Raw genomic sequence first — 21,598 nt, forward strand, 5'->3', positions numbered from 1 at the left:
CTGGCGGGCCGGTAGCGCGGTCAGACCAGCGGGCGGGATGGATCGGCGCTATCCGCGCTATCCGCGCTATCCCCGTTGTCCGCGTCATCTGCGGACATCGGCGCGCTCGCCTGGCCGCCGGCCATCACCAGCCGGTTGCGGCCGCCGCGCTTGGCCGCGTACAGCGCGACATCGGCCGCCGCCACCAGCTCCTCGATCAGCGGCGAGTCGGGAACGCGCGACACCGCGCCGACGCTGATGCTGAGGAACGGGTGAGAGGGATCGGCGCCGACATGCGGCATCTGCAGCGACCGCACCGCCTGCAGCATGCGCATGCCGATGGCGCGGGTACGCTGGGCGTCCGCCTGGTGCAGCACCACGGCGAATTCCTCGCCGCCGACGCGCGCGCAGAAACTGGCGGCCTCGTCCAGCGTCTGCGCCAGCGTGGCGCCGATCGCACGCAGACATTCGTCGCCGCGCAGATGGCCGTAGATGTCGTTGTACTGCTTGAAGAAGTCGACGTCGATCAGCATCAGCCCGAGCGGCGTGCCACTCTCCTGCGCGGCGGCCAGCAGCACACCGGCCTCGCGCTGGAAGAAGCGCCGGTTGAACAGGCCGGTCAGCGGGTCGCGATACAGATCGCCTTCGATGCGCAGCAGCTTGTCGACGGTCTCGTTGAGCCGCACCGCCAGATTGGAATTCTCCTCCACCAAGGCATGCTCGCGCGTGCGAAACGCGCTGACATCGCGCACGAAGACGATGCGGCCGATGACCCGGTCGTCCAGGTTTCGGACCGGTTCGACCGTCAGCTCGTAGTCCGGGACACCGGCCACATAGGGCCTGGTCGCCATCCATGAAGCGGGCGCCGGGTCGCCGCGCCGCAGCCCCGGCAACATGCGCTGCGCGGTGCGGTTCAGATCCGCGATCCGCTCGCGGTCGTCGACGATGACGCAGCCTTCGCGCAGCGCATCGAACACGCGCAGCCGCGCATAGTGACCGACGTCCCCCAGATGCGGCCGAAGCGCGCACAGCCAGACCAGCAGCGCCATCACCGAGAACGTCGCGGGCGTCAGGTCGCCGCCGAGCGCAGTCGTCCAGCCGCGCAGATAGGCAACGTTGGCAAGCACCGGCAACAGCAGGCCGGCGATCAGCAGCGCCCTGCCGCCCGGCGGCAGCTTGCCGCGCGGGCGCGCCTTCACGAGGAAATACAGGCTCGCCAGCAGCAGTCCGTAGCTGTAGGCGGCCAGCGCCCAATAGGCCGGGCCGTGCGAGAACACGGCGCGCGTATGCAGGCCAACGCCACCGAACCACTGGACCTGCGGCCAGACCAGGCCGTGGCGTTCGTTGGTCAGCACCAGCACCATGCCGGCGACGCCGACCGCCAACGCCAGCGTCATCCAGCCGCGGCCGATCACATGGTCGGGACGCGTCAGCCGCACGACCGACAGCAGCCAGCCCACCGGCACCATCAGGATGCCCGGATACTGGAGCTTGGCCCAGAGGATGCGTTCGGCGACGTTGGGAGCCTGGATTTCCAGCATGCGCCCGGCGCACCAGATGCCGGCGCCGACCGCCAGCAGCAGGAAGGCCCGCACGGTGGGATCGTCGCGCCGCGGCCAACTGGCGATCGCGATCGCGGCGCACACCAGCAGTGCGCCGGCCATCAGCAGAATCAGCAGGGAGATCGCCATCGGGCAGGATTGCAGCATGCATCGCCCGGGCGGGCAACCGCTGCAGCACAGGAGTGGGTATCGGGGTCCGCGGGATGGCGGACCGGAGGCGGCGCCGAACTGCCGGTCGAGATCGACCGGCGGCGGGAATGGAGATCGGGGTGCGGCGCCGCCGCGCTCAACCGGCCGCGGCTTCTGCCGGCAGTGGAGCGGCGGATGCGGACGCGCCGGCCGGCTTGCCCACCGCGGCCAGCAGCATCTGGGCCGCCGCCTCCCAGCGTTCGGGCGAGCGGAACAGGCGTGCCGAGATCAGGCCGCTTTGCAGTGCGCCGAAGATCACCATGGCCAGCTCGGAAGCCGGGATCGGCTGGGCCGGCGCACCTTCGGCACGGGCCTGTTCGATCATGCCGGTCAGCAGGCGTTCGTGCAGCAGGAAGAAGTCCTTCAGCACCGCATGGACCGCCTCCGGCAGGCACTCGGTTTCGGTCGCCAGCATGCCGCACATGCAGATCTGGTCCGGGTCGAGCTTGCGGCGCCAGCCGTTCAGGTAAAGCTCGGCGCGCTCGACCGGGCTCAGCGCCGGGTCGATATGGCTCAGTTCCTCGGCGATCTTTGCCGTGTATTGCTTGGTCGCTTCCAGCGCCAGATCTTCCTTGCAGGGGAAGTAATAGTGGATGCTGGACGTCTTGACGCCGACCAGGTCGGCGAGGTCGCGATAGCTGAAACCATTGAAACCGCGCCGGCGGATCAGGGCGAAGGTGTGGTCGAGCAGTTGCTCGCGGACGGATTGCGCTTTCATGACGCCACTTTATCTACCAACAGATAGGTTAGCAATGAGGGATAGCCCCGGATTGCCGGCATGTCTGCCGTGCTGGCGTCATGCAAGATGCGAGCCCATGCGCGCCCTCAAGCAGGCAACACCTGCGCGATCGCCGTGACGAGCCAACCACTTGCCCCGCAGAGCAACAGCCAGCCGGACACAATCAGAACACTGTCGCGAATTCCCATGATCGACTCCTGAAAACAAGCCGGACCGCGGTACGGGGGCCCGGCCACGATGATGGCCGCGGGCCTGACGCCCGCCGCGGACTCAGGCGCGAGCGCCGTCGGTGTAGGTATCGACGCTGCGCGCACCGTCGGTGTACGAGTCGAAGCGGCGCGACGGCGAGGCCGACACGCCAGTGCGATCCAGGCCGGCGCTGCGGAAGCTGTCGGTGAACGGATCGGTCTTGCCGACGCGGGCGCCTTCGGTGAACGGGTCGAACTTGCCCGCACGCGCGCCCTCGCTGTAGACGTCGAACTTGCCGGTGCGGGCACCCTCGCTGTACGGGTCGAACTTGCCGGTACGCAGTTCGTAGCCGTAGCGGTCGGCCGGCACGCTGCCCGCGGACGCGGCGGTGGCCTGGCCCGCGACGGTTGCGGCGGCCACGGTGGCGATGGCGATCAGGGTCTTGGCGAACTTGGCTTGCATGATGTTTCTCCTGGCTTCGTTGGACCGGCGGGGTTCTCGTTCAAGGTTCCGCGTCAGTCCTGGCAACGGTGACACCGGCGCTTTCCGTGACAGTGATTATCTACTCGTAGATAGACAACCATTGTCAAAAAAATAGCCTCGGCGGCTCGGTAATGCTGCTGGACCTGCAATGCGTTGAGCATTCAGGGCTTCAACGGACTGCGGCTTCCATGCGTTGCATGTTATCTATCGATAGATAGATAGTCAAGAAAAATATTGTGGCGCCCCCTAGCAGTCGCATCGAGAGGTGCGCCACGTGAAGCCAAGCTCATAAATTGGCGTGTCCCGCTGCGGCACACCGGACAATCTACCCCGCTCCGCCGCGATCCGACAATCGGGCCGGGCGCGCGGTTGTGGGCGATCCGCGACGGATGCGGTCCGCCGCACATGGCCGACGTGCATTGGCGTCTATATTGGATCGCATGGCCTGAGAGGTTTTTCGACCACAAGGATCATCGAGTCCAGTACGGGAGGTACACCGCCATGCGTTCGCTTGCATCACTGTTCATTGCACCCAGCCCGGAAAAGATCGCCGCCAAGGAGCTGCAGGACATGCGGCTTGCACTGTTCCAGGCCGAACGGCGGCTGCTGGAGGCGCAGATGCAGGTCGACTACTACCGCGACATGGTCGGCTTTCTGGAGGAGGTGGCCAGCGCCGGGGTCGAACAGGTGGTCGACAAACGCCGCGCCAGCGAGGCCGCTGCGGCCGAGCACGCCGAGCTGGCCGAGGCCGCCGTTTCGCACACCGTGCCGGTGCCGCCGCAGACGGCCACGCCGCCTTCGCGCATCGCACCCGGGCTGACCACCGTGCCGATCGTCCCCTCGGCGGCCTGATCCCTTGCCTTCAGCGGTGCGCCCCGGGGCGGGTGCGCGCCGCATCTGTGCGATACTGCGCAGCCGCGCTGCCTGGCGCCGTTGCATTCGCAAAGTGCGGATGCCGGCGTTTCCCTGAGGGCATCGCACGCCATCCCCTCTCGATGCCGTCCAGTCCCTCCCCAGCGCGCCGTTGACCCTCGCGCCCTGCCATGACCGAAGCCTTCTACGCCGCCCCATCCGCCGCCGACGCCCCCATCGAAATCGAAACCGCACCGGAGCCACGCTTTGCCGTGATCTGGATGCACGGCCTGGGCGCCGATGGCGGCGATTTCGTGCCGGTGGTGCCCGAGCTTGGCTTGCCCCCGAGCGCTGCGGTCCGCTTCGTCTTTCCGCACGCGCCGCTGATTCCGGTGACCTGCAACGGCGGCTATATCATGCGTGCCTGGTACGACATCGTGTCGCTCAACGACGCGCGCCGCCACGCCGACGAGAGCGGCATCCGCGCGTCGCGGGAAACGATCCGCGCGCTGATCGCCCGCGAGAACGCGCGCGGCATCCCGAGCTCGCACATCGTGCTGGCGGGCTTCTCGCAAGGCGGCGCGATGGCCTATCTGGCCGGACTGACCCATCCCGAGCCGCTGGCCGGCATCATCGCGCTGTCGACCTATCTGGCCTCGCCCGCGCTGCTGGACGCCGAGGCCGCGCCGGCCAACGCCGCCACGCCGATCTTCGCCGCGCATGGCGCGCAGGACGACGTCGTGCCGCTGGCGCTTGGCACGCAGGCGCGCGACCTGTTGCAGCAACGCGGCTATCCGCTGACGTGGCAAACCTATCCGATGCCCCATTCGGTCTGCCTCGAGGAGATCGCCGACATCGGTGTCTGGCTTGGCCAGCGGCTGGCGTCGGCCGGCGCCGGTTCCGCGGCTTGATACCGCTGCCGCTGCCGCTGCCATTGCCGTTGCCCACTCGCATCGACTGACCGCGCCAATTTCCGTTCGTCGGGCACACCACCGCCCATCCGATTCGTTTTCCGATGTCAGCGACTCCTTCCGCTCCCCTGCTCGATTTCGATACCCGCAAGGCGCTGCTTTTCGCGCTGGCCGCCGAGCGCCTGTCGGCCTATTACGAGCATGGCAAATGGATGACCGACGCGCAGGGCGCGACGCTGGCCGCGCAATGGCTGTCGCGTTCGCGGCTGCAATTGGCGCTGAGCGAGCGCCGGCTGCTGTCGGAGCTGAGCGATCGGCTGGCACGCCAGCTCGCCGAGACGCTGTCGCGCGCGGCCGGGCTGTACGCCGCGCATGAAATGATGGAAGCGCTGGACCCGAACTATCAATCGGCCTTCGCGCACGACATGCTCGACGAATGCGAGCGGCTGCTGCGCGAAAACGGCGTGCAGGACTGAGCCGCCCCGCTCTACCGCCCCGGATTCAATCGGCGAGCTTGCGCAGCGCCTCGTAGGCGGTGGCCAGGTGGTAAGGCGTGGTCGACGGCATCTCGCCGCGCAGCACCGCGTCGTCGGGGCCGATGCATTCGTGCCAGCCGCGCGCATGCAGGAAACGGCCAGGGAAAGCCGCCAACCATCGCGCCAGCGCGGCGCGTCCCTCTTCGTCGCCACGCAGCGCCAGCGCCCGCGCGTATTCGGTCTGCGCCCAGATCCGTTGCGTCGCATCGATGATGTGCCCGTCGGCGCCTAGCGCCGCGGCCACGCCCTCGGTCTGCGGTGCCACGCCATGGCGCTGCGCGAACGCACAGCCGCGCGTCAGCGACTCGCCCAGTTCGCAGGCGCCGAACACCGACGGCGCCATCGCCAGCAGCGAATACCACTCGAACTGGTGGCCCGGCTCGATGCGGTTGTCGGCCGTGCCCAGCGGCAGCTCGGCGACGCAGCCATTGGCCGGATCGACGAAAGTCCGCTGGACCTGCTGCGCGATCTCCCGCAGGCGCTGCACATACCACTGGTCGGCCGTGGCCTCATAGGCTGCCAGATAGGCCTCGGTCAGATGCATCACCGGGTTCTGCAGCACCGCCTCCCGCTCGACGGTGAAGTCGCGCGCCAGCGCGGCGTGGTACAGCCCGTCGGGAATGCCAAATTTCGTTTCGATCAGCGCGACGGTATCGTCCAGCACCGCACGAGCGTCCGCATTGCCGCTGCGGCGCCAGTACGCAGCGCAGGCGAACACGACGAAGGCGTGCGTGTACAGGTCCTTGCCGGTATCGAGCGGCGCGCCGCCGGCGTCGATGCTGTAGTACCAGCCCCCGTCCGGGTCGGCGAACCGCCGGCGCAGCGCGGCGAACAGCGTATCGGCATGCGCGATCCGGTCGGGCTGGCGCGAAAACACGTAGAGCTGCCGCGCGCACGCCATCGCCCGATAGCGCTGCACCGGCAGGGGGCTGGCATCGTGCCCCGCCAGCGCCTCGTAGGGCAAGCCGATCGATTCGTGCCAGCCGGGGCCGGTCCACAGCGGCAGCACCGTGGAGTCGTAGTGCGCCAGCAGCGAGGCGACGGCGGCGCCCAGGTCGGCGGATGTGTTCGAAGCGGCGGAGGAGGAAATGCGGCTCATCGAGACAAGGAGGTCGGCGGCGGGGCACGGGCGGGGGCACGCGCAAGCGCAGAAGATACTGTAAATGCCCACGAAACAAAAGCGGCGGACCGGACGGCGCCCCAGGCCGAATTCCCGCGGCTCAACTGCTACGATGAATCAGGTAGCAAGGGGGGCCCCGCCATGCCGAACACATCCCTGTCCCTGTCCGACCAGCACCGTACCGTGGTGCTGCACGTGATCGAGCTGCAGCCGCAGGCCTACACCTGGCAGATGGTGCTCGAGGAACACTGCGGCAGCGCCGACTGCGACTGCATCATCGAGGCGCACGCCGAATGGCCCACGCAGGCCGAGGCGCAGGCGGCCGGCTGGGCCGAATGCAATCGGCTGCTGAACGGCCCCCGCGTCGCCACGGAACACTGAGCCGGGGCGCCGGCGCTTGAACGCCGGCCGATATGCACTACGCTGAAGACGTCGGGTCTCCGCCCGACGCGGGTCTGCTGCGCGCTCGCGACCTGGCTTGACGGCACCTTGCCGGCAGGGCGCAGACGCCGTCGGCGTCTCACTGGACCCGATCCGACCGACTCTCACCACGACGGGAGACCCCCACTGGCCACCGGCGCCGCGGCGCACCGGCAAGCGGGGCTGTTCCGCTCGCAGGGAGACCGCCATGGAAAAGCCAGTGATCAGTCCGCGCCGCTTCGTCGAGATGGTCAATGCGCGGCTGCCCAGCCATCCGCTGTATCGCGAAGGCATGCACGTGTACGCGGTACCGCGCCATGCCGAACATCCGCGCAGCCTGGTCTGCGTGGGCCCCAGGGGCACGGTGGGCGTCTGTACCGCGATCGAGACCATCGTGCGCAACGAATACGATGTCGAGCCGGACATCCCGCGCGAGTGGCATCACGACATCCCGCCCTGCGCGCCGAATATCCGCCGCGCCCATCTTCCGGCGCAGGCACGCCAGTCCTGACCGCGTGCCCTGCCCGGTCGGCGCCGTCAAACCTCCGCCGCCTCGGCCGTCTCGCGGGTTTCCCGGGCGGCCCGGCCCGTGCCGGTATCATCCTCCGGCGTCAGCTGCATGAAGATCCACGCCGACGCCGACGTAATCAGCCCGACGCAGACGAAGGTGGCATGAAACGCCGGCAACGGTCCGGCCTGCGCGTGCTCCTGCAATACGCGGTTGAAGGTGCCCAGCAGCGCGCCGGCCGAAGTCACCGCCAGGCTCATCGCCAGCATCTGCACCATCGACAGCAGGCTGTTGCCGCCGCTGGCGCTGGCGCCGCCGAGGTCTTTCAGCGTGACCGTATTCATCGCGGTGAACTGGATCGAATTGACGGCGCCGAACAGCGCCAGCTGGCACAGCACCAGGGGCAGCGGCAGCGTCGGCGAAATCAGCCCGAACGAGGCGATCACCAGGCCCACCACGAAGGTATTGGTCACCAGCACGCGCCGATAGCCGTGCCGCTCGATCAGGCGGGTCGCCACGCGCTTGGACAGCATGCCGGCCGCGGTCACCGGCAGCATCATCAGGCCGGCGTACAGCGGCGAGTAGCCAAGGCAAACCTGCAGCGTCAGCGGGATCAGGAACGGCATCGCGCCATTGCCGGTGCGCGCGAACAGATTGCCCAGCAGGCCCACGCTGAAGCTGTGGATGCGGAACAGCGTCAGCGGAAACAGCGGCTGCGTGCGCCGCGCCGCGTGCAGCGCGTAGGCGGTCAGCGCCGCCAGGCTGGCGATCAGCAGCATCAGCACGGTGGCGTGCTCGAAGCCGAAGTCCGCCAGGCCGTCGAGCGCGAAGGAGATCGTCACCATCGCGGTCGCGAGGAAGGCGTAGCCGGCGAGGTCGAAGCGGCCGGTCTCGGCCAGGCGGCTGTCCGGCATATAGCGAAGCGTCGCCAGGCCGCCCAGCAGCCCGACCGGCACGTTGATCAGGAAGATCCAGTGCCACGATAGCGCCTGCGTCAGCCAGCCGCCCAGCGTCGGCCCGATCAGCGGGCCGATCATGCCGGGGATGGCGACGAAGCTGAGCGCCTGCAGGAACTGCTCGCGCGGAAAGGTCCGCAGCACCGCCAGCCGCCCGACCGGCAGCAGCATTGCGCCGCCGACGCCCTGCACCACGCGCGCCGCCACCAGGAACGGCAGGCTCTGCGCATAGGCGCACAGCAGCGAGCCCAGCACGAACAGCGCGATCGCCAGCTGGAAGATCCGGCGCGTGCCGAAACGGTCGGCCAGCCAGCCCGACGCCGGGATGATCACCGCCATCGTCAGCGAGTACGCGATGATCACCGACTGCATCCGCAGCGGACTCTCGCCGAGGCTGGCCGCCATCGCCGGCAGCGCGGTATTGACGATGGTGCTGTCCAGCGTCTGCATGAAGAAGCCGACCGCGACGACCCACAACATCACCTTGCGCGTGCGGGCTTGGCTGTCCTGGGTGGGCGTCATGCGGCTGCAATTCCATGGAGACAAGTCAATACAGCACCATACGCCACATCGTTGCGGTACGACAAGGCCGGCAGCCGGCCCGCCGTGCGCGTAGGACGCGGACCGATGCCGCCGGCGCTGATCGCTGCCTAGACTGGCCGATGTCCCGACCCCAAAGGACCCAAGGAGGCAGAGATGAACAAGGCTCGCATGACCACGCTGGCCACGCTTGCCGGCGTCGCCAGCGTTGGTGCGGCACTGCTGCTGGCCGCGCGCTCGCGCGAACCCGTGCGCAACCCGCACGTGCCCGAGCCGGACAAGGATGTGGAACTGGACCCTTACCTGGGGCGCTGGTACGAGATGGCGCGCTACGACAACCACTTCGAGCAGGGCGCCGACGCGGTCACCGCCGAGTACAGCCTGCGGCCGGATGGATTGCTCGACATCGTCAACCGCGCCGGCCGCGACGCGACCGGCAAGCCTCGCATCTCGCGCGGCAAGGCGCGCGTGGTGCCGGATAGCCGCAACGCCAAGTTCAAGGTGTCATTCTTCGGACCGTTCTATGTCGGCGACTACTGGATCCTGGACCACGCCGAAGACTACAGCTGGTCGATCGTCGGCGAGCCGTCGGGGCGCTATCTGTGGATCCTGACGCGCGCCCGCGACCCGGAGCCGGCACTGCGCTCGCAACTGCTGCATCGGGTCGCCGAGCTCGGCTACGACGTCGACGCGCTGCGGATGACCGAACACGCGACGCTGCAGGAAGCGCCGGCGCCCGCGGCGCCGGCCTGAGGCAGCCCGAGCCGCCGGCTTCGCCGATGCACCGATCGCGAAGCCGGCGTGCGTGGCTCAGTGCCAGCGGCCGTGGTCGCGCCAGCGCGCCTCGCGGTAGCCGTCGTGGCGGTGCCAGCCGCGGGCGTAGCCATACGGCGGGCCGTAGCGGACCGGCGCGGGAGCGACCACCACCGGGCGGGGCGCCACGACCACCGGCGCCGGCGCATAGGCGACCGGGGCCGGCGCATAGACAGGCGCGGGAGCATAGACCGGGGCCGGCCGGTAGACCGGGGCCGGCGCGACCACCACGCCCGGCACGCCGACGCCGATATGGATGTCCACCCCGGCATGCGCCGCGGCGCTGGCTGCCAGCATGGCACCGCCCACAGCGGCCATTGCGAGAATCCGTTTCATGGCTGTCCCCCTGAGGAACCGTTGAACATGGGCGTACTGTATGCGGCGGCGCCGTAATATTGGCCTCGGGAAGTGTTGCATTTGTGACGCTGTATTACGCGTCCGGATGTCCGCTGCGGCGCGTCGATGGTCGCGGCTACTTTTGCGGGATCGGCAAGAAAGCAGAAAACCCGTCGGCAAATTGCCTGCGAGGCGAGAACAAACCCGGCCTTCGCATCGTCAAACGGCTATCCCCGTCACAGGAGAACCTCGATGAAGACACTGACTCTTGCATCCGAATCGTCCTGCCTTGGCCATTCCGGCCGCACCGACCCTCGCCGCCACCCGCACCGCCCTGCCGGTCGCCTCGCCCGCTTCGGTGCCGCCGCGCTCGGCGCGCTGGCCTTCAGCGTCCCCGCCCTGGCGGCGGACCTGACGCCGCAGACGGCTGGCCCCTTCACCTATGTTTGCGGCGGCGTAGCCGAAGACGAGCAACAAGCGATGCGTGCCGAGGCCCGCAACTACGACATGGGCCTGCTGATGACCGAAGGCCCGCGCGGCGAATACCTGTCCGATGTCGATATCACGCTGTCGCGCGGCGGCAAGCAGGTCGCCAACTTCCGCTCGACCGGACCGCGCTGCCTGATCAAGGGGCCGAAGGGCACTTACCAGGTCACCGCGGACTATCAGGGCAAATCCAAGCGCACCACGCTGAGCGCCGGGCAGCGCAACAAGCAGTTGCGCTGGTAGGTCCGGCCCCACGATCATCGTTGCGTACGGCGGCCTGCGGGCCGCCGCTGCATTGGCGCGCTCGAATCCCCCGGTCTCAGCGCAGATACCCCGCCCCGCGAAACCACTCGACCGCATCGCGCAGCCCTTCCCGATACGGCCGCGGCCGGTAGTCCAGTTCGCGGCGCGCCTTGTCCGAGCTGAAGTACATCCGGTAGCGCGACATCGCCAGCCCGTCGACCGTCAGCAGCGGCTCGGTGCCGCGCCGCCGCGCGATCGCCTCGGACAGATGCGCGAACGGGATCAGCGGCCAGCGCGGCAGCGGCACCAGCGGCCCGCGGCGGCCGGTCAGCTCGGCGATATCGCGCAGCATCTGCCGCAGCGGCACGTCCTCGCCGCCGAGGATATAGCGCTCGCCGATGCGTCCGCGTTCGAGCGCGAGCCAATGCCCCTGCGCGACATCGTCGACATGCGCGAGGTTGAGGCCGGTATCGACGAAGGCCGGAATGCGCCCGCTGGCCGCTTCGACGATCACGCGGCCGGTGGGCGTAGGCCGGATGTCGCGCGGCCCGATCGGTGTCGAGGGATTGACGATCACGGCTGGCAGCCCGCCCGCAATCTCCCGTTCGACCGCGCGCTCGGCCAGCACCTTGCTGCGCTTGTACGCCCCGATCGCCTGCTGCGGCGACAGCGTGGCGGTCTCGGTGACCGGCGCGGCCGCGCCCTGCACGCGCAGTGTGGCGACGCTGCTGGTATAGACGACCTTTTCGACGCCGCAGCGCCGCGCCGCGGCCATCATCGTCTCGGCGCCGACCACATTGGTGCGGACGATTCCCTCGGGCTCGGGCGCCCACAACCGGTAATCCGCCGCCACGTGGAACAGATAGCGGACCCCGCGCATCGCGCGCTCGACCGATTTCGGGTCGCACATGTCGCCCTCGACGATACGCACCGGCAAGCCTTCGAGATTGCCGCGCGGGCTGCCGGCGCGAACCAGCACGCGCACGCGCCAGCCGTGCGCGAGCCCTTGCCGCGCCACCGCCGAGCCCAGAAAACCCGATGCGCCGGTCACCAGAACGTCGTCGTCGATGCTTTCCATCGGGCTCTCCATCGTTGCTGTCGATCGTGCGGTCGATCGGGCGGTCGATCAGGCGGTCGATCGTGCCGCCCCTGGCGCCGGGCAGAGGCGCTGACGCGGGTATATAGTAACCACCGTACGACGGGAAGCGACGCTTCCCGGACACCGATGGCGCTGTGTCGACAGGGTATTGCCAGGGGGAACGTCTCCATGCGGGTGATTCTGGCTCAGCCGCGCGGCTTCTGCGCGGGCGTGGTAAGAGCGATCGAGATCGTCGATCGCGCGCTGGTCAAGCACGGCGCGCCGGTCTACGTGCGGCACGAGATCGTCCACAATCGCCATGTGGTCGACACCCTGCGCGACAAGGGCGCGCGTTTCGTCGAGGAGCTCGACGAGGTGCCGGCCGACGCGGTGACGATCTTCAGCGCGCACGGCGTCGCGCGCAGCGTCGAGGAAGAAGCCCGGACGCGCCAGCTGCATGCGATCGACGCGACCTGCCCGCTGGTGATCAAGGTCCACAACCAGGGCCGGCAATACGCGGCCAGCGGCCGCATCGTGATCCTGATCGGCCATGCCGGCCATCCCGAGGTGGTCGGCACCATGGGCCAGATTCCCGGCCGCGTGATCCTGGTACAGAACGAGGCCGAGGTCGCGCAGCTGGACCTGGCCGCCGATACCCCGCTCGCCTATGTCACCCAGACCACGCTGAGCGTCGACGATACGCGCGGCATCATCGCGGCCCTGGAACGGCGCTTCCGCGATCTGGTCGGACCCGATACACGCGACATCTGCTATGCCACGCAGAATCGCCAGAGCGCGGTGCGCGAGCTGGCCACGCAGGTCGACGTGCTGCTGGTGATCGGCGCACCCAACAGTTCGAATTCCAACCGCCTGCGCGAGATCGGCAGCGAGAGCGGCGTGCCGTCCTATCTGATCGCGGACGGCAGCGAGCTCGACCCGGCCTGGGTGCGCGATGCCGCCGTGGTCGGCATCACCGCCGGCGCATCGGCGCCGGAGGCGATGGTCGAGGACGTGCTGGCCGCGCTGCGCCGGCTGGGCACGGTCGAAGTCAGCACGATGAATGGCCGCGAGGAAAACGCGCAGTTCCGGCTGCCGGCCGAACTGGCCGGCGTCACGATGGCCTGAAGCCGCCGGGCGCAGCGCGATCCCGCCCAGGCATCCATCCACCCACATCGAAGGAGGAAGCGCGCCTTGGCCATCCCCCTGCTCCAGGTCGCCCGCGTCGGCGCCTATGTGGTCCGCCAGCGGCTGGCCGGCCGCCAGCGCTATCCGCTCGCGCTGATGCTCGAGCCACTGTTCCGCTGCAACCTGGCCTGCGCCGGCTGCGGCAAGATCGACTACCCCGAGCCCATCCTGAACCAGCGCCTGTCGCTCGACGAGTGCCTGGCTGCAGTCGACGAATGCGGGGCGCCGGTGGTGTCGATCGCCGGCGGCGAGCCGCTGCTGCACAAGGAGATGCCGGCCATCGTCGAGGGCATCGTCGCGCGCCGCAAGTTCGTCTACCTGTGCACCAACGCGCTGCTGATGGAGAAGAAGCTCGACGCCTACCGGCCCAGCCCCTATTTCGTCTGGTCCGTGCACCTGGACGGCGATGCCGGGATGCACGACCGCGCGGTCTGCCAGCCCGGCGTCTACGAGCGCGCGGTCGCCGCGATCCGCGCCGCCAAGCAGCGCGGCTTTCGGGTCAACATCAATTGCACGCTGTTCAACGATGCCGACCCGGAGCGCGTCGCCCGCTTCTTCGACTCGGTCAAGGCGATGGGCGTGGACGGCATCACCGTCTCGCCAGGCTATGCCTACGAGCGCGCGCCCGACCAGCAGCATTTCCTGCACCGCGGCAGGACGCGCCAGCTGTTCCGCGACATCCTCGCGCGCGGCCGGCGCGGCCGCCAATGGGCCTTCAGCCAGTCGACGCTGTTCCTCGATTTCCTCGCCGGCAACCAGACCTACCGCTGCACGCCCTGGGGCAATCCCGCGCGCACCGTGTTCGGCTGGCAGCGTCCCTGCTATCTGCTGGGCGAAGGCTATGCGGCGACGTTTCGAGAGCTGATGGAGGACACCGACTGGGACGCCTATGGCACCGGCAACTATGAGAAATGCGCCAACTGCATGGTGCACAGCGGCTACGAGGCCACCGCGGTCGCCGATACCGTCGCGCATCCGCTGAAGGCGATGCGCGTGGCGCTGCGCGGCGTGCGCACCGATGGGCCGATGGCGCCCGATATTCCGCTGGACGGACAGCGCCCGGCCGAGTATGTGTTCTCGCGCCATGTCGAGATCAAGCTCGAGCAGATCCGCCGCGGGGCGGCGGAATCGGCCGATTCGGCCGATTCCGGCAACGCCGCCCGCGCGCCAGAACCGGACCGCCGGGCCACGGCCCTGCATTGAACGCGCATGGACTGGGCGAGACTGGCCGGCGCCATCCTGACCGTGCTGGCATCGGGCTATGCCGCGGCGGCGTGGTGGGCCAGCCGCCGCCCCATCGCTGCGCCACTGGTGCGAAGCGATGACGGCCTCGCGCCGGTGACGGTGCTCAAGCCGCTGTGCGGCGACGAGCCGCGCCTGTACCGCAATCTCGCGACCTTCTGCCGGCAGCGCCATCCGCGCTTTCAGCTGGTGTTCGGCGTATCGGAGGCCGACGATGCCGCGCTGGCGGTGGTCGAGCGATTGCGGCGCGCCTTCCCCGACTGCGATATCGCCGTGGCGATCGGCGCGCAGGGGCCCGCGGCGGCACGGCCGAACGTCACCCCCATCAATCCGAAGGTCGCCAACCTGATCGCGATGCTGCCGCTGGCACGCCACGAACGGCTGGTGATCGCGGACAGCGATATCGCGGTGCGCGCCGACTATCTGCGGCGCGTCACCGCGCCGCTGGCCGATCCGCGCGTCGGCATCGTGACCTGCCTGTATCGCGGCCGGCCGCTGCGTGGCGCATGGGCGCGGCTCGGTGCCCAGTTCATCGACGAGTGGTTCGTCCGCGCGGTGCGCGTCGCGCAGGCGGGCGGCAGCCAGCGCTTCGGCTTCGGCGCGACCATCGCGTTGCGGCACGAGGTGCTGCTGCGGATCGGCGGCTTCGCGGCCGTGGCGGACCGGCTCGCCGACGACTACTGGCTCGGCGAGCTGACCCGCCGGCAAGGCTTGCTTACCGTGCTGTCGGACGTGGAGGTCCGCACCGATATCGCGGAAACCACGCCGCGCGCGCTGTGGTCTCACGAATTGCGCTGGCTGCGGACGCTGCGCGCGCTCGATCCGGCCGGCTTCGCGCTGGTCTTTCTGACCTTCACCTGGCCGATGCTGGTGTTGGGGCTGCTGCTGGCGCCCTCGCGTGCGGTCGTGCTGCTGGCCGCGCTTGGGGTGCTGGCCCGCTCGGCGCGCTGCCGCGATGCCGGCGCGGCGCTGCGCGCGCCGTGGCGCGATACGCTGCTGCTGCTCGAATGGACGGTCGCGATGGCGGGACGGCAGGTGCGCTGGCGCGGTGCGCGTCTTGCCATCGAGTGGACGCGCGATGGGATGGCGAGCGCCGCTGCCCTCTCCCCCGGCCCCTCTCCCACAGGTGGGAGCGGGGAGAACACCAGTGGCCCGTCTCCGAAGCAGCGGTTTGCTGCCCTCTCCCCCGCCTCCTCTCCCGCAGGTGGGAGAGGGGAGAACATCGGGAACTCGTCTTCTGGCTCGAGGTTTGCTCCCCTCTCCCGCTTCCGGGAGAGGGGCTGCGGGAGAGGGCCAGCCCACGCAAACAAAACAAGCCCGCGACCGCAACACCCTTCCGTCTCACGGAGGCCCCGATGAAGACCCTGTTCCTGCAAGCGCCCTCCTTCGATGGCTTCGATGGCGGTGCCGGGTCGCGCTATCAGGCCAGGCGCGAGATCCGCTCGTTCTGGTATCCGACCTGGCTGGCGCAACCGGCGGCGCTGGTGCCGGACAGCCGCCTGCTCGACGCACCGGCCGACGGCCTGAACCTCGAGCAGACGCTGGCCATCGCCGGCCAATACGAACTGGTGATCGTGCATACCAGCACGCCGTCGTTCCCGGCCGACGTGCGTTTCGCGCAGGCGTTGAAGGCGCGCTATCCGGCCATCCGGCTCGGCATGGTCGGCGCCAAGGCCGCGGTCGACCCCGGCGGCACGCTGGCCGCCAGCGAGGCGATCGACTTCGTCTGCCGCGAGGAATTCGACTACACCTGCCGCGACGTCGCCGCCGGCCTGCCGTTGCCGCGGATCGCCGGGCTAAGCTATCGCGCCCCCGATGGCGCGATCGAGCACAACCCGCCGCGTCCGATGATCGAGGACATGGACGCGCTGCCGTTCGTCTCGCCGGTCTACCGGCGCGACCTGAACATTCGCCACTACTTCATCGGCTATCTGCTGCACCCCTATGTCTCGATCTACACCGGCCGCGGCTGCCGCTCGCGCTGCACGTTCTGCCTGTGGCCGCAGACGGTCGGCGGCCATCGCTACCGCGTGCGGTCGCCCGAGAACGTGCTGGCCGAGGTCGAATGGATCCGGCGCAATATGCCGGAGGTGCGCGAGATCATGTTCGACGACGACACCTTCACCGACTTCAGGCCGCGGGTGGAGGAGATCGCGCGCGGGCTTGGCAGGCTGGGCGTGACATGGTCTTGCAATGCCAAGGCCAACGTCCCCTACAGCACGCTGAAGATCATGAAGGACAACGGCCTGCGGCTGCTGCTGGTCGGCTACGAATCGGGCGACGACCAGATCCTGCTGAACATCAGGAAGGGCCTGCGCACCGATATCGCGCGGCGCTTCACCGAGGACTGCCGCAAGCTCGGCATCACCATCCACGGCACCTTCATCCTCGGCCTGCCGGGCGAGACGCGCGAGACCATCGAGAAGACCATCGCGTTCGCACAGGAAATCAATCCGCATACGATCCAGGTCTCGCTGGCCGCGCCCTACCCCGGCACCGCGCTGTACCGGCAGGCGCTCGACAACGGCTGGCTGGCGGACGACAAGGTGATCCCGCTGGTCAACGATCGCGGCGTGCAGCTGGCGGCGATCAGCTATCCGCATCTGTCGCGCGACGAGATCTATCACGGCGTCGAGACCTTCTACCGCCGCTTCTATTTCCGGCCGTCCAAGATCTGGGAAATCACCCGCGAAATGATGGGCAGCTGGGAAATGACGCGGCGCCGGCTGCGCGAGGGCGTCGAGTTCTTCCGCTTCCTGCATACCCACGAGGCCTGATTCTGCCAAGCCCGATCCCGCCAACGCCACCGACAAGGACCGCACCGAACGCAGCGGCCGCGGCAGCCGCCGCCGCGGCAACGCGCCGCACGCGCCCACGCGCGCTGATCGTGACCGCCGACGACTTCGGGCTGCATCCGGCGGTCAACGAGGCGGTCGAACTGGCGCATCGGCACGGCGTACTCGACGCCGCCAGCCTGATGGTCGGGGCGCCGGCCGCGGCCGACGCCGTCTCGCGCGCGCACCGGCTGCCGACGCTGCGCGTCGGCCTGCACCTGGTACTGGCCGACGGACCGTCGGTGCTGCCGCCGGCCGCGATCCCGGACCTGGTCGACGCCGCCGGCCGCTTCGGCAGTGCGATGGCGCGCGACGGGCTGCGCTTCGTGCTGTCCGATTCGGTGCGCCGCCAGCTGGCCGCCGAGATCCGCGCGCAGTTCGCCGCCTTCGCCGCGACCGGTCTCGCGCTCGATCACGTCAATACCCACAAGCATTTCCATCTGCATCCGACCGTGTTGTCGCTGATCCTGGCCATCGGCCGCGACTACGGCCTGCGCGCGATGCGGCTGCCGCGCGAGGCCGGCGCGCCGTGGTGGCTGCGCCCATGGCTCGCGCTGCTGCGCCGGCGCCTCGATGCCGCCGGCATCGCGCACAACGACTATGTGATCGGTATCGCCCGCAGCGGCGCGATGGACGAACCGGCCTTGCTGGCCGCCCTGCGCGCGCTGCCGCCCGGCGTAGGCGAACTCTATCTGCATCCGGCCACCGAATCGGGCGAGCGGATCGCGCCGTCGATGCGCGGCTACCGCCATGCCGACGAGCTGGCCGCGCTGCTGTCGCCGCATGTGCGTACCGCGCTGGAACGGGCGGCACCGCGGCGCGGCGGCTTCGCCGACCAGCTGCCCGCGCGCATCGGCGACGGCGGGCCCTGTGCGTCGCCGGGGTGGCCCCGATGAAGCGGCTCGGACTGCTGGCCGGCCTGATCGGGCTGATCGCGCTGGGCGCGCTGATCGTGCACCAGGGCGTGGGCCAGATCGCGGCCACCGTCGCGCGCGCCGGCTGGCCGCTGCTGTGGCTGCTGCCGGTGCACGGCGTCGCGATCGCGCTCGATGCGCGCGCCTGGCAGGGGCTGCTGCGCGCCGCGGCGCCCATGGCCCGTCCCGGCATGCTGTTCCTGTGGTGGGTCGCCAGCGTGCGCGAGGCCGTCAACCGGCTGCTGCCGACGGCCAATGTCGGCGGCGAGCTGGCCGGCATCCGGCTGGGCAGGCTGCAGGTCGGCGACACCAGCGCGGTCACCGCCAGCGTGGTCGTCGAGGTCATGGTCACGCTGTTTTCGCAGTACCTGTACTGCGTGATCGGCGTGCTGTTGCTGATCGCCGCGATCCCCGGCGGCCATCAGGAACAGCGCGCGCTGACGATCGGCGGCGGGCTGCTGCTGTCGCTGCCGTTGCCTGTCGCGTTTGCGCTGGCGCTGCGGCATGGCGCGCTGTTCGCGCGGCTCGAACGGCTGGCGCGGCGCCTGCTGGGCGAGGAACACCGGATGGTCGATGCGATCGCCGGCGCCGACCTCGGCGCCGGCCTGGACCAGCGCATCCGCGCGCTGCTGGGACGCCTGCGCACGCCGGTCGCCGCCGCGGTCTGGCAGCTGCTGGGGCTGACCGCCGGCACCGTCGAGACCTGGTTCGCGCTGCGGTTGCTCGGCCATCCGGTGTCGTTCGGCGAGGCGCTGGCGATCGAGTCGTTGACGATGGCCGCGCGCAATATGGCCTTCTTCGTGCCGGGCGGGCTCGGCGTGCAGGAGGCGGTGGTGATGCTGCTCGGACAGCTGCTGGGCATCGACGCGCAGACCGCGCTGTCGCTGGCGCTGGTGCGGCGCGCGCGCGAGGTGCTGTACGGCGTGCCGGCGCTGCTGTCGTGGCAGTGGTTCGAGGTGCGCCGCTGGCGCGACCGGCATGGCAAGCCCGGCTCGGCCGCACGGGGCCGTCCGCGATGAGGCGCCGCGCTTCAGCGGCTGCCGGCCTGGCGCGCGTTGTGGTCGGTCAGGTAGCGGATCAGTCCGTCGATGCCGTCACGCTCGACGATGTCGGCGAACTGGCGGCGATAGACCTCGATCAGCCACGCGCCCATCATGTTGATGTCGTAGATCTTCCAGCCGTCGACGCCGCGCCGCAGCCGATAGTCGATCTGATTCTCGTCGCCGGCGGTGATCACGCGGGTGCGCACCACCACGTCGTCGGCGTTGGCGCCGGCCTGCGCCGGCGTATAGCGGAACTCGACGTCCTGGCCGCGCAGCTGCGACAGCGACAGCGCATAGGTGTGGACCAGCAGCGTGCGGAACTGCTCGACCAGCTGCTGCTGCTGCACCGGATTGGCGGTACGCCAGGCGGGACCGAGCGCCAGCCGCGTGGTGCGCGCGAAATCGGTGTACGGAAGGAACTGGCGCCGCACCACGGCCACGACGCTGGCCTGGTCGCCGGCGCTGGCCGCGCGATCGGATCGCACCGCGGCGATCACGCCTTCGACGGCGGTGCGGACCTGGCGGTCGGGCGCGGCCCGCTCGGCGGCGTTGGCAGGCAGGGAACAGATCAGCGCGGGCACTGCGATGGCCAGCGCGGGAATCGGCGAATGGGGACGGATATGGAACATGATCGGCAATCCGGCTGCATGGCAAGGCGAGCGATCGAGTATAGCCCCGCGGCGGCGGCCGTTGCAGCGCCGGCTGGCAAGGCCTTGCCGACATGCTGACCGCGGCCATCACCCGCCTGGTGATGCTGGCCACGGCGCGCGCCTGGCTGACCATCGCGCTGGCGGCCGTGGTCTGCGCCGGCAGCGGCTGGTACGCGGCGCGGCACTTCGCGATCAATACCGATATCGGCCGGCTGCTCGATCTCGACGCGCCCTGGGCGCGCTACGATGCCGCGCTGAACCAGGCCTTCCCCGACCGCGATCGCCTGATCCTGGCGGTCGTGCAGGCACCGGTCCCCGAGCTGGCCGAGGCCGCCGCCGATGCGCTGGCGCAGTCCTTGCGCGAACAGCCGTCGCACTTCGAGGCGGTGCGCCAGCCCGGCGGCGGCGCCTTCTTCGCGCGCAACGGCCTGCTGTTCGTCGATACGCCGGCGCTGGCCCGGCTGACGCGCGACCTGACCGATGCGCGCCCGCTGCTGAACGCGCTGGCGCGCGATCCGAGCCTGCGCGGGCTGGCCGATACGCTGTCGGTCTCGCTCGGCCTGCCGCTGCAGATGGGCCAGGTCACGCTGGCACAGATGGCGCCGCTGCTCGCACGCAGTGCGATGACGCTGGAACAGGTGCTGGCGGGCCGGCCGGCGGCGCTGTCCTGGCGCACGCTGGCCGACCCGACGCCCGCGGCCGGACCGGCGCTGGCCTTCGTCGCGGTCAGCCCCGTACTCGATTACGGCGACCTGCAGGCCGGCGCCGATGCCTCGGCCGCGATCCGCGCCAGCGCGGCGCAGCTGCAACTGGCGCAGCGCTACGCGGCCGAGGTGCGGCTGACCGGGCCGCAGGCGCTGGCCGACGACGAGTTCGCCTCGGTGGCCGACGGCGCCGCGCTGAACGGCGCGGTGACGGTGCTGGTGGTGATCCTGATCCTGTGGCTGGCGCTGCGTTCGGCGCGGCTGATCGTCGCCGTGCTGCTGAGCCTGTTCGCGGGCCTGGCCGTCACCGCCGCGCTCGGCCTGGCGATGGTCGGCGCGCTGAACATGATCTCGGTCGCGTTCGCCGTGCTGTTCGTCGGCCTCGGCGTGGACTTCGGCATCCAGTTCGGCGTGCGCTACCGGGCCGAGCGCCACGATCGCGACCATATCGTGACGGCGCTGGTCCATACCGCGCAGGCGCTGGCGATTCCGCTGTCGCTGGCGGCGGCGGCCACGGCCGCGGCGTTCTTCGCCTTCCTGCCGACCGACTATCGCGGCGTGGCAGAGCTGGGGCTGATCGCCGGCGTCGGCATGTTCGTCGCGTTCTTCACCACGGTCACGCTGCTGCCGGCGCTGATCCGCGTGCTGCAGCCCGACGGCGAGACGGTCGCGCCGGGCATCCGCTGGCTCGCGCCCGCCGACGACTTCTTCGAGCGCCATCGCAAGCCGGTGCTGTGGGTCACCTGCGGTGTCATCGTGGCCGCCTCGCCGCTGCTGACGCAGCTGCGCTTCGACTTCGATCCGCTGAACCTGAAGGACCCCGCCTCCGAATCGATGGCGACGCTGCGCGCGCTGAAGGACGCGCCGCAGGCGGGCACCGAGGATGTCAGCGTGCTGGCGCCGTCGCTGCAGCAAGCGCGCGCGCTGGCGGCGCGGCTGGCGGCGCGGCCGGAGGTGGCGCGCGTCACCACGCTCGACAGCTTCGTGCCGGCCGATCAGGACGCGAAGCTGCCGTTGATCGCATCGGCCGCGCAGGCGCTGCTGCCCGCGCTGACGCAGCCGGCCGCGCCGCCGTCCACCGACGCG

22 protein-coding genes are annotated in these 21,598 nt (G+C 69.8%); 14 read left to right on the plus strand and 8 right to left on the minus strand.

What is annotated here, in order from left to right:
- Positions 1-20 precede the first annotated feature (20 nt).
- The 3 genes from LRR16_RS21185 to LRR16_RS21195 all read right to left on the minus strand — a co-directional run bounded on the left by LRR16_RS21185 (position 21) and on the right by LRR16_RS21195 (position 3,120).
- Entirely contained in the window at positions 21-1,670 is a 1,650-nt protein-coding gene (locus LRR16_RS21185) for a histidine kinase N-terminal 7TM domain-containing protein (RefSeq protein WP_232207031.1), read from the minus strand.
- Between the two features lie 157 nt (positions 1,671-1,827).
- The gene (locus LRR16_RS21190; RefSeq protein WP_006577701.1) at positions 1,828-2,448 is read right to left on the minus strand and encodes a TetR/AcrR family transcriptional regulator; all 621 of its coding nucleotides are present in this window, start codon (positions 2,446-2,448) and stop codon (positions 1,828-1,830) included.
- A 291-nt stretch (positions 2,449-2,739) separates the two neighbouring features.
- A complete protein-coding gene (locus tag LRR16_RS21195) occupies positions 2,740-3,120 on the minus strand; it encodes a hypothetical protein (RefSeq protein ID WP_232207032.1) in 381 nt (126 codons plus the stop codon).
- 522 nt (positions 3,121-3,642) lie between these two features.
- On the opposite strand from LRR16_RS21195, the gene LRR16_RS21200 reads away from it, so the two are divergent.
- The 3 genes from LRR16_RS21200 (at position 3,643) to LRR16_RS21210 (ending at position 5,380) form a co-directional block, all read left to right on the plus strand.
- On the plus strand, positions 3,643-3,993 hold the full coding sequence (locus tag LRR16_RS21200) for a hypothetical protein (protein WP_006577699.1): 351 nt from the start codon (positions 3,643-3,645) through the stop codon (positions 3,991-3,993).
- Positions 3,994-4,184: 191 nt separating this feature from the next.
- Positions 4,185-4,904: an alpha/beta hydrolase gene (locus tag LRR16_RS21205; protein ID WP_232207033.1), complete on the plus strand. Its 720-nt coding sequence runs from the start codon at positions 4,185-4,187 to the stop codon at positions 4,902-4,904.
- Positions 4,905-5,008: 104 nt separating this feature from the next.
- Complete coding sequence (locus LRR16_RS21210) at positions 5,009-5,380, plus strand: hypothetical protein (RefSeq protein ID WP_064573897.1); 372 nt, start codon at positions 5,009-5,011, stop codon at positions 5,378-5,380.
- Positions 5,381-5,405: 25 nt separating this feature from the next.
- On the opposite strand, the gene LRR16_RS21215 is transcribed toward LRR16_RS21210, so the two are convergent.
- On the minus strand, positions 5,406-6,539 hold the full coding sequence (locus tag LRR16_RS21215; protein ID WP_232207034.1) for an AGE family epimerase/isomerase: 1,134 nt from the start codon (positions 6,537-6,539) through the stop codon (positions 5,406-5,408).
- 162 nt (positions 6,540-6,701) lie between these two features.
- Between LRR16_RS21215 and LRR16_RS21220 the strand changes: the two genes are divergently transcribed.
- Together LRR16_RS21220 and LRR16_RS21225 are read left to right on the plus strand one after the other, a co-directional pair.
- Positions 6,702-6,941 carry a hypothetical protein gene (locus LRR16_RS21220; RefSeq protein WP_006577695.1) on the plus strand — a complete coding sequence of 80 codons (240 nt, stop codon included), beginning with the start codon at positions 6,702-6,704 and terminating at the stop codon, positions 6,939-6,941.
- Between the two features lie 247 nt (positions 6,942-7,188).
- On the plus strand, positions 7,189-7,491 hold the full coding sequence (locus LRR16_RS21225) for a hypothetical protein (RefSeq protein ID WP_006577694.1): 303 nt from the start codon (positions 7,189-7,191) through the stop codon (positions 7,489-7,491).
- A gap of 26 nt (positions 7,492-7,517) precedes the next feature.
- Here LRR16_RS21225 and mdtD read toward each other — a convergent pair whose 3' ends face one another.
- Entirely contained in the window at positions 7,518-8,966 is a 1,449-nt protein-coding gene (mdtD, locus tag LRR16_RS21230; protein WP_232207035.1) for a multidrug transporter subunit MdtD, read from the minus strand.
- A gap of 174 nt (positions 8,967-9,140) precedes the next feature.
- Between mdtD and LRR16_RS21235 the strand changes: the two genes are divergently transcribed.
- Positions 9,141-9,737 (plus strand): lipocalin family protein, encoded by a 597-nt coding sequence (locus LRR16_RS21235; RefSeq protein ID WP_023265134.1) that lies wholly within the window; start codon positions 9,141-9,143, stop codon positions 9,735-9,737.
- 57 nt (positions 9,738-9,794) lie between these two features.
- On the opposite strand, the gene LRR16_RS21240 is transcribed toward LRR16_RS21235, so the two are convergent.
- Complete coding sequence (locus tag LRR16_RS21240; RefSeq protein WP_232207036.1) at positions 9,795-10,133, minus strand: hypothetical protein; 339 nt, start codon at positions 10,131-10,133, stop codon at positions 9,795-9,797.
- 252 nt (positions 10,134-10,385) lie between these two features.
- Here LRR16_RS21240 and LRR16_RS21245 point away from each other — a divergent pair, with 252 nt between their 5' ends.
- Positions 10,386-10,862, plus strand: coding sequence for a hypothetical protein (locus LRR16_RS21245; RefSeq protein ID WP_232207037.1), 477 nt, complete (start codon positions 10,386-10,388; stop codon positions 10,860-10,862).
- Between the two features lie 76 nt (positions 10,863-10,938).
- Here LRR16_RS21245 and hpnA read toward each other — a convergent pair whose 3' ends face one another.
- Entirely contained in the window at positions 10,939-11,940 is a 1,002-nt protein-coding gene (gene hpnA / locus LRR16_RS21250; protein WP_232207038.1) for a hopanoid-associated sugar epimerase, read from the minus strand.
- Positions 11,941-12,129: 189 nt separating this feature from the next.
- Between hpnA and ispH the strand changes: the two genes are divergently transcribed.
- The 6 genes from ispH (at position 12,130) to LRR16_RS21280 (ending at position 19,134) form a co-directional block, all read left to right on the plus strand.
- A complete protein-coding gene (ispH, locus tag LRR16_RS21255) occupies positions 12,130-13,065 on the plus strand; it encodes a 4-hydroxy-3-methylbut-2-enyl diphosphate reductase (RefSeq protein ID WP_232207039.1) in 936 nt (311 codons plus the stop codon).
- 66 nt (positions 13,066-13,131) lie between these two features.
- Positions 13,132-14,328, plus strand: a complete 1,197-nt coding sequence (hpnH, locus tag LRR16_RS21260; protein ID WP_232207040.1) for an adenosyl-hopene transferase HpnH — start codon at positions 13,132-13,134, stop codon at positions 14,326-14,328.
- A 6-nt stretch (positions 14,329-14,334) separates the two neighbouring features.
- Positions 14,335-15,726, plus strand: coding sequence for a bacteriohopanetetrol glucosamine biosynthesis glycosyltransferase HpnI (hpnI, locus tag LRR16_RS21265; protein ID WP_232207041.1), 1,392 nt, complete (start codon positions 14,335-14,337; stop codon positions 15,724-15,726).
- A complete protein-coding gene (gene hpnJ, locus LRR16_RS21270) occupies positions 15,723-17,144 on the plus strand; it encodes a hopanoid biosynthesis associated radical SAM protein HpnJ (protein WP_232207042.1) in 1,422 nt (473 codons plus the stop codon). The genes hpnI and hpnJ overlap by 4 nt, the downstream gene beginning before the upstream one ends.
- 110 nt (positions 17,145-17,254) lie before the next feature.
- Positions 17,255-18,097, plus strand: a complete 843-nt coding sequence (gene hpnK, locus LRR16_RS21275; protein ID WP_232207043.1) for a hopanoid biosynthesis-associated protein HpnK — start codon at positions 17,255-17,257, stop codon at positions 18,095-18,097.
- Positions 18,094-19,134 carry a lysylphosphatidylglycerol synthase domain-containing protein gene (locus LRR16_RS21280; RefSeq protein ID WP_064573910.1) on the plus strand — a complete coding sequence of 347 codons (1,041 nt, stop codon included), beginning with the start codon at positions 18,094-18,096 and terminating at the stop codon, positions 19,132-19,134. The genes hpnK and LRR16_RS21280 overlap by 4 nt, the downstream gene beginning before the upstream one ends.
- 11 nt (positions 19,135-19,145) lie before the next feature.
- Here LRR16_RS21280 and LRR16_RS21285 read toward each other — a convergent pair whose 3' ends face one another.
- Positions 19,146-19,787, minus strand: a complete 642-nt coding sequence (locus LRR16_RS21285; protein ID WP_232207044.1) for a phospholipid-binding protein MlaC — start codon at positions 19,785-19,787, stop codon at positions 19,146-19,148.
- 92 nt (positions 19,788-19,879) lie between these two features.
- Between LRR16_RS21285 and LRR16_RS21290 the strand changes: the two genes are divergently transcribed.
- The coding region (locus LRR16_RS21290; protein WP_232207045.1) for an MMPL family transporter at positions 19,880-21,598 on the plus strand (1,719 nt) is incomplete at its 3' end.

The sequence above is a fragment of the Cupriavidus sp. UGS-1 genome, from assembly GCF_021213615.1.
Taxonomy (GTDB): Bacteria; Pseudomonadota; Gammaproteobacteria; order Burkholderiales; family Burkholderiaceae; genus Cupriavidus.

What these genes read in the sequence shown, in the direction of transcription:
- LRR16_RS21185 (WP_232207031.1), bottom strand. Translation starts at nt 1,670, where the DNA reads ATGGCGATCTCCCTGCTGATTCTGCTGATGGCCGGCGCACTGCTGGTG.
- LRR16_RS21190 (WP_006577701.1), bottom strand. Translation starts at nt 2,448, where the DNA reads ATGAAAGCGCAATCCGTCCGCGAGCAACTGCTCGACCACACCTTCGCC.
- LRR16_RS21195 (WP_232207032.1), bottom strand. Translation starts at nt 3,120, where the DNA reads ATGCAAGCCAAGTTCGCCAAGACCCTGATCGCCATCGCCACCGTGGCC.
- LRR16_RS21200 (WP_006577699.1), top strand. Translation starts at nt 3,643, where the DNA reads ATGCGTTCGCTTGCATCACTGTTCATTGCACCCAGCCCGGAAAAGATC.
- LRR16_RS21205 (WP_232207033.1), top strand. Translation starts at nt 4,185, where the DNA reads ATGACCGAAGCCTTCTACGCCGCCCCATCCGCCGCCGACGCCCCCATC.
- LRR16_RS21210 (WP_064573897.1), top strand. Translation starts at nt 5,009, where the DNA reads ATGTCAGCGACTCCTTCCGCTCCCCTGCTCGATTTCGATACCCGCAAG.
- LRR16_RS21215 (WP_232207034.1), bottom strand. Translation starts at nt 6,539, where the DNA reads ATGAGCCGCATTTCCTCCTCCGCCGCTTCGAACACATCCGCCGACCTG.
- LRR16_RS21220 (WP_006577695.1), top strand. Translation starts at nt 6,702, where the DNA reads ATGCCGAACACATCCCTGTCCCTGTCCGACCAGCACCGTACCGTGGTG.
- LRR16_RS21225 (WP_006577694.1), top strand. Translation starts at nt 7,189, where the DNA reads ATGGAAAAGCCAGTGATCAGTCCGCGCCGCTTCGTCGAGATGGTCAAT.
- mdtD (WP_232207035.1), bottom strand. Translation starts at nt 8,966, where the DNA reads ATGACGCCCACCCAGGACAGCCAAGCCCGCACGCGCAAGGTGATGTTG.
- LRR16_RS21235 (WP_023265134.1), top strand. Translation starts at nt 9,141, where the DNA reads ATGAACAAGGCTCGCATGACCACGCTGGCCACGCTTGCCGGCGTCGCC.
- LRR16_RS21240 (WP_232207036.1), bottom strand. Translation starts at nt 10,133, where the DNA reads ATGAAACGGATTCTCGCAATGGCCGCTGTGGGCGGTGCCATGCTGGCA.
- LRR16_RS21245 (WP_232207037.1), top strand. Translation starts at nt 10,386, where the DNA reads ATGAAGACACTGACTCTTGCATCCGAATCGTCCTGCCTTGGCCATTCC.
- hpnA (WP_232207038.1), bottom strand. Translation starts at nt 11,940, where the DNA reads ATGGAAAGCATCGACGACGACGTTCTGGTGACCGGCGCATCGGGTTTT.
- ispH (WP_232207039.1), top strand. Translation starts at nt 12,130, where the DNA reads ATGCGGGTGATTCTGGCTCAGCCGCGCGGCTTCTGCGCGGGCGTGGTA.
- hpnI (WP_232207041.1), top strand. Translation starts at nt 14,335, where the DNA reads ATGGACTGGGCGAGACTGGCCGGCGCCATCCTGACCGTGCTGGCATCG.
- hpnJ (WP_232207042.1), top strand. Translation starts at nt 15,723, where the DNA reads ATGAAGACCCTGTTCCTGCAAGCGCCCTCCTTCGATGGCTTCGATGGC.
- LRR16_RS21280 (WP_064573910.1), top strand. Translation starts at nt 18,094, where the DNA reads ATGAAGCGGCTCGGACTGCTGGCCGGCCTGATCGGGCTGATCGCGCTG.
- LRR16_RS21285 (WP_232207044.1), bottom strand. Translation starts at nt 19,787, where the DNA reads ATGTTCCATATCCGTCCCCATTCGCCGATTCCCGCGCTGGCCATCGCA.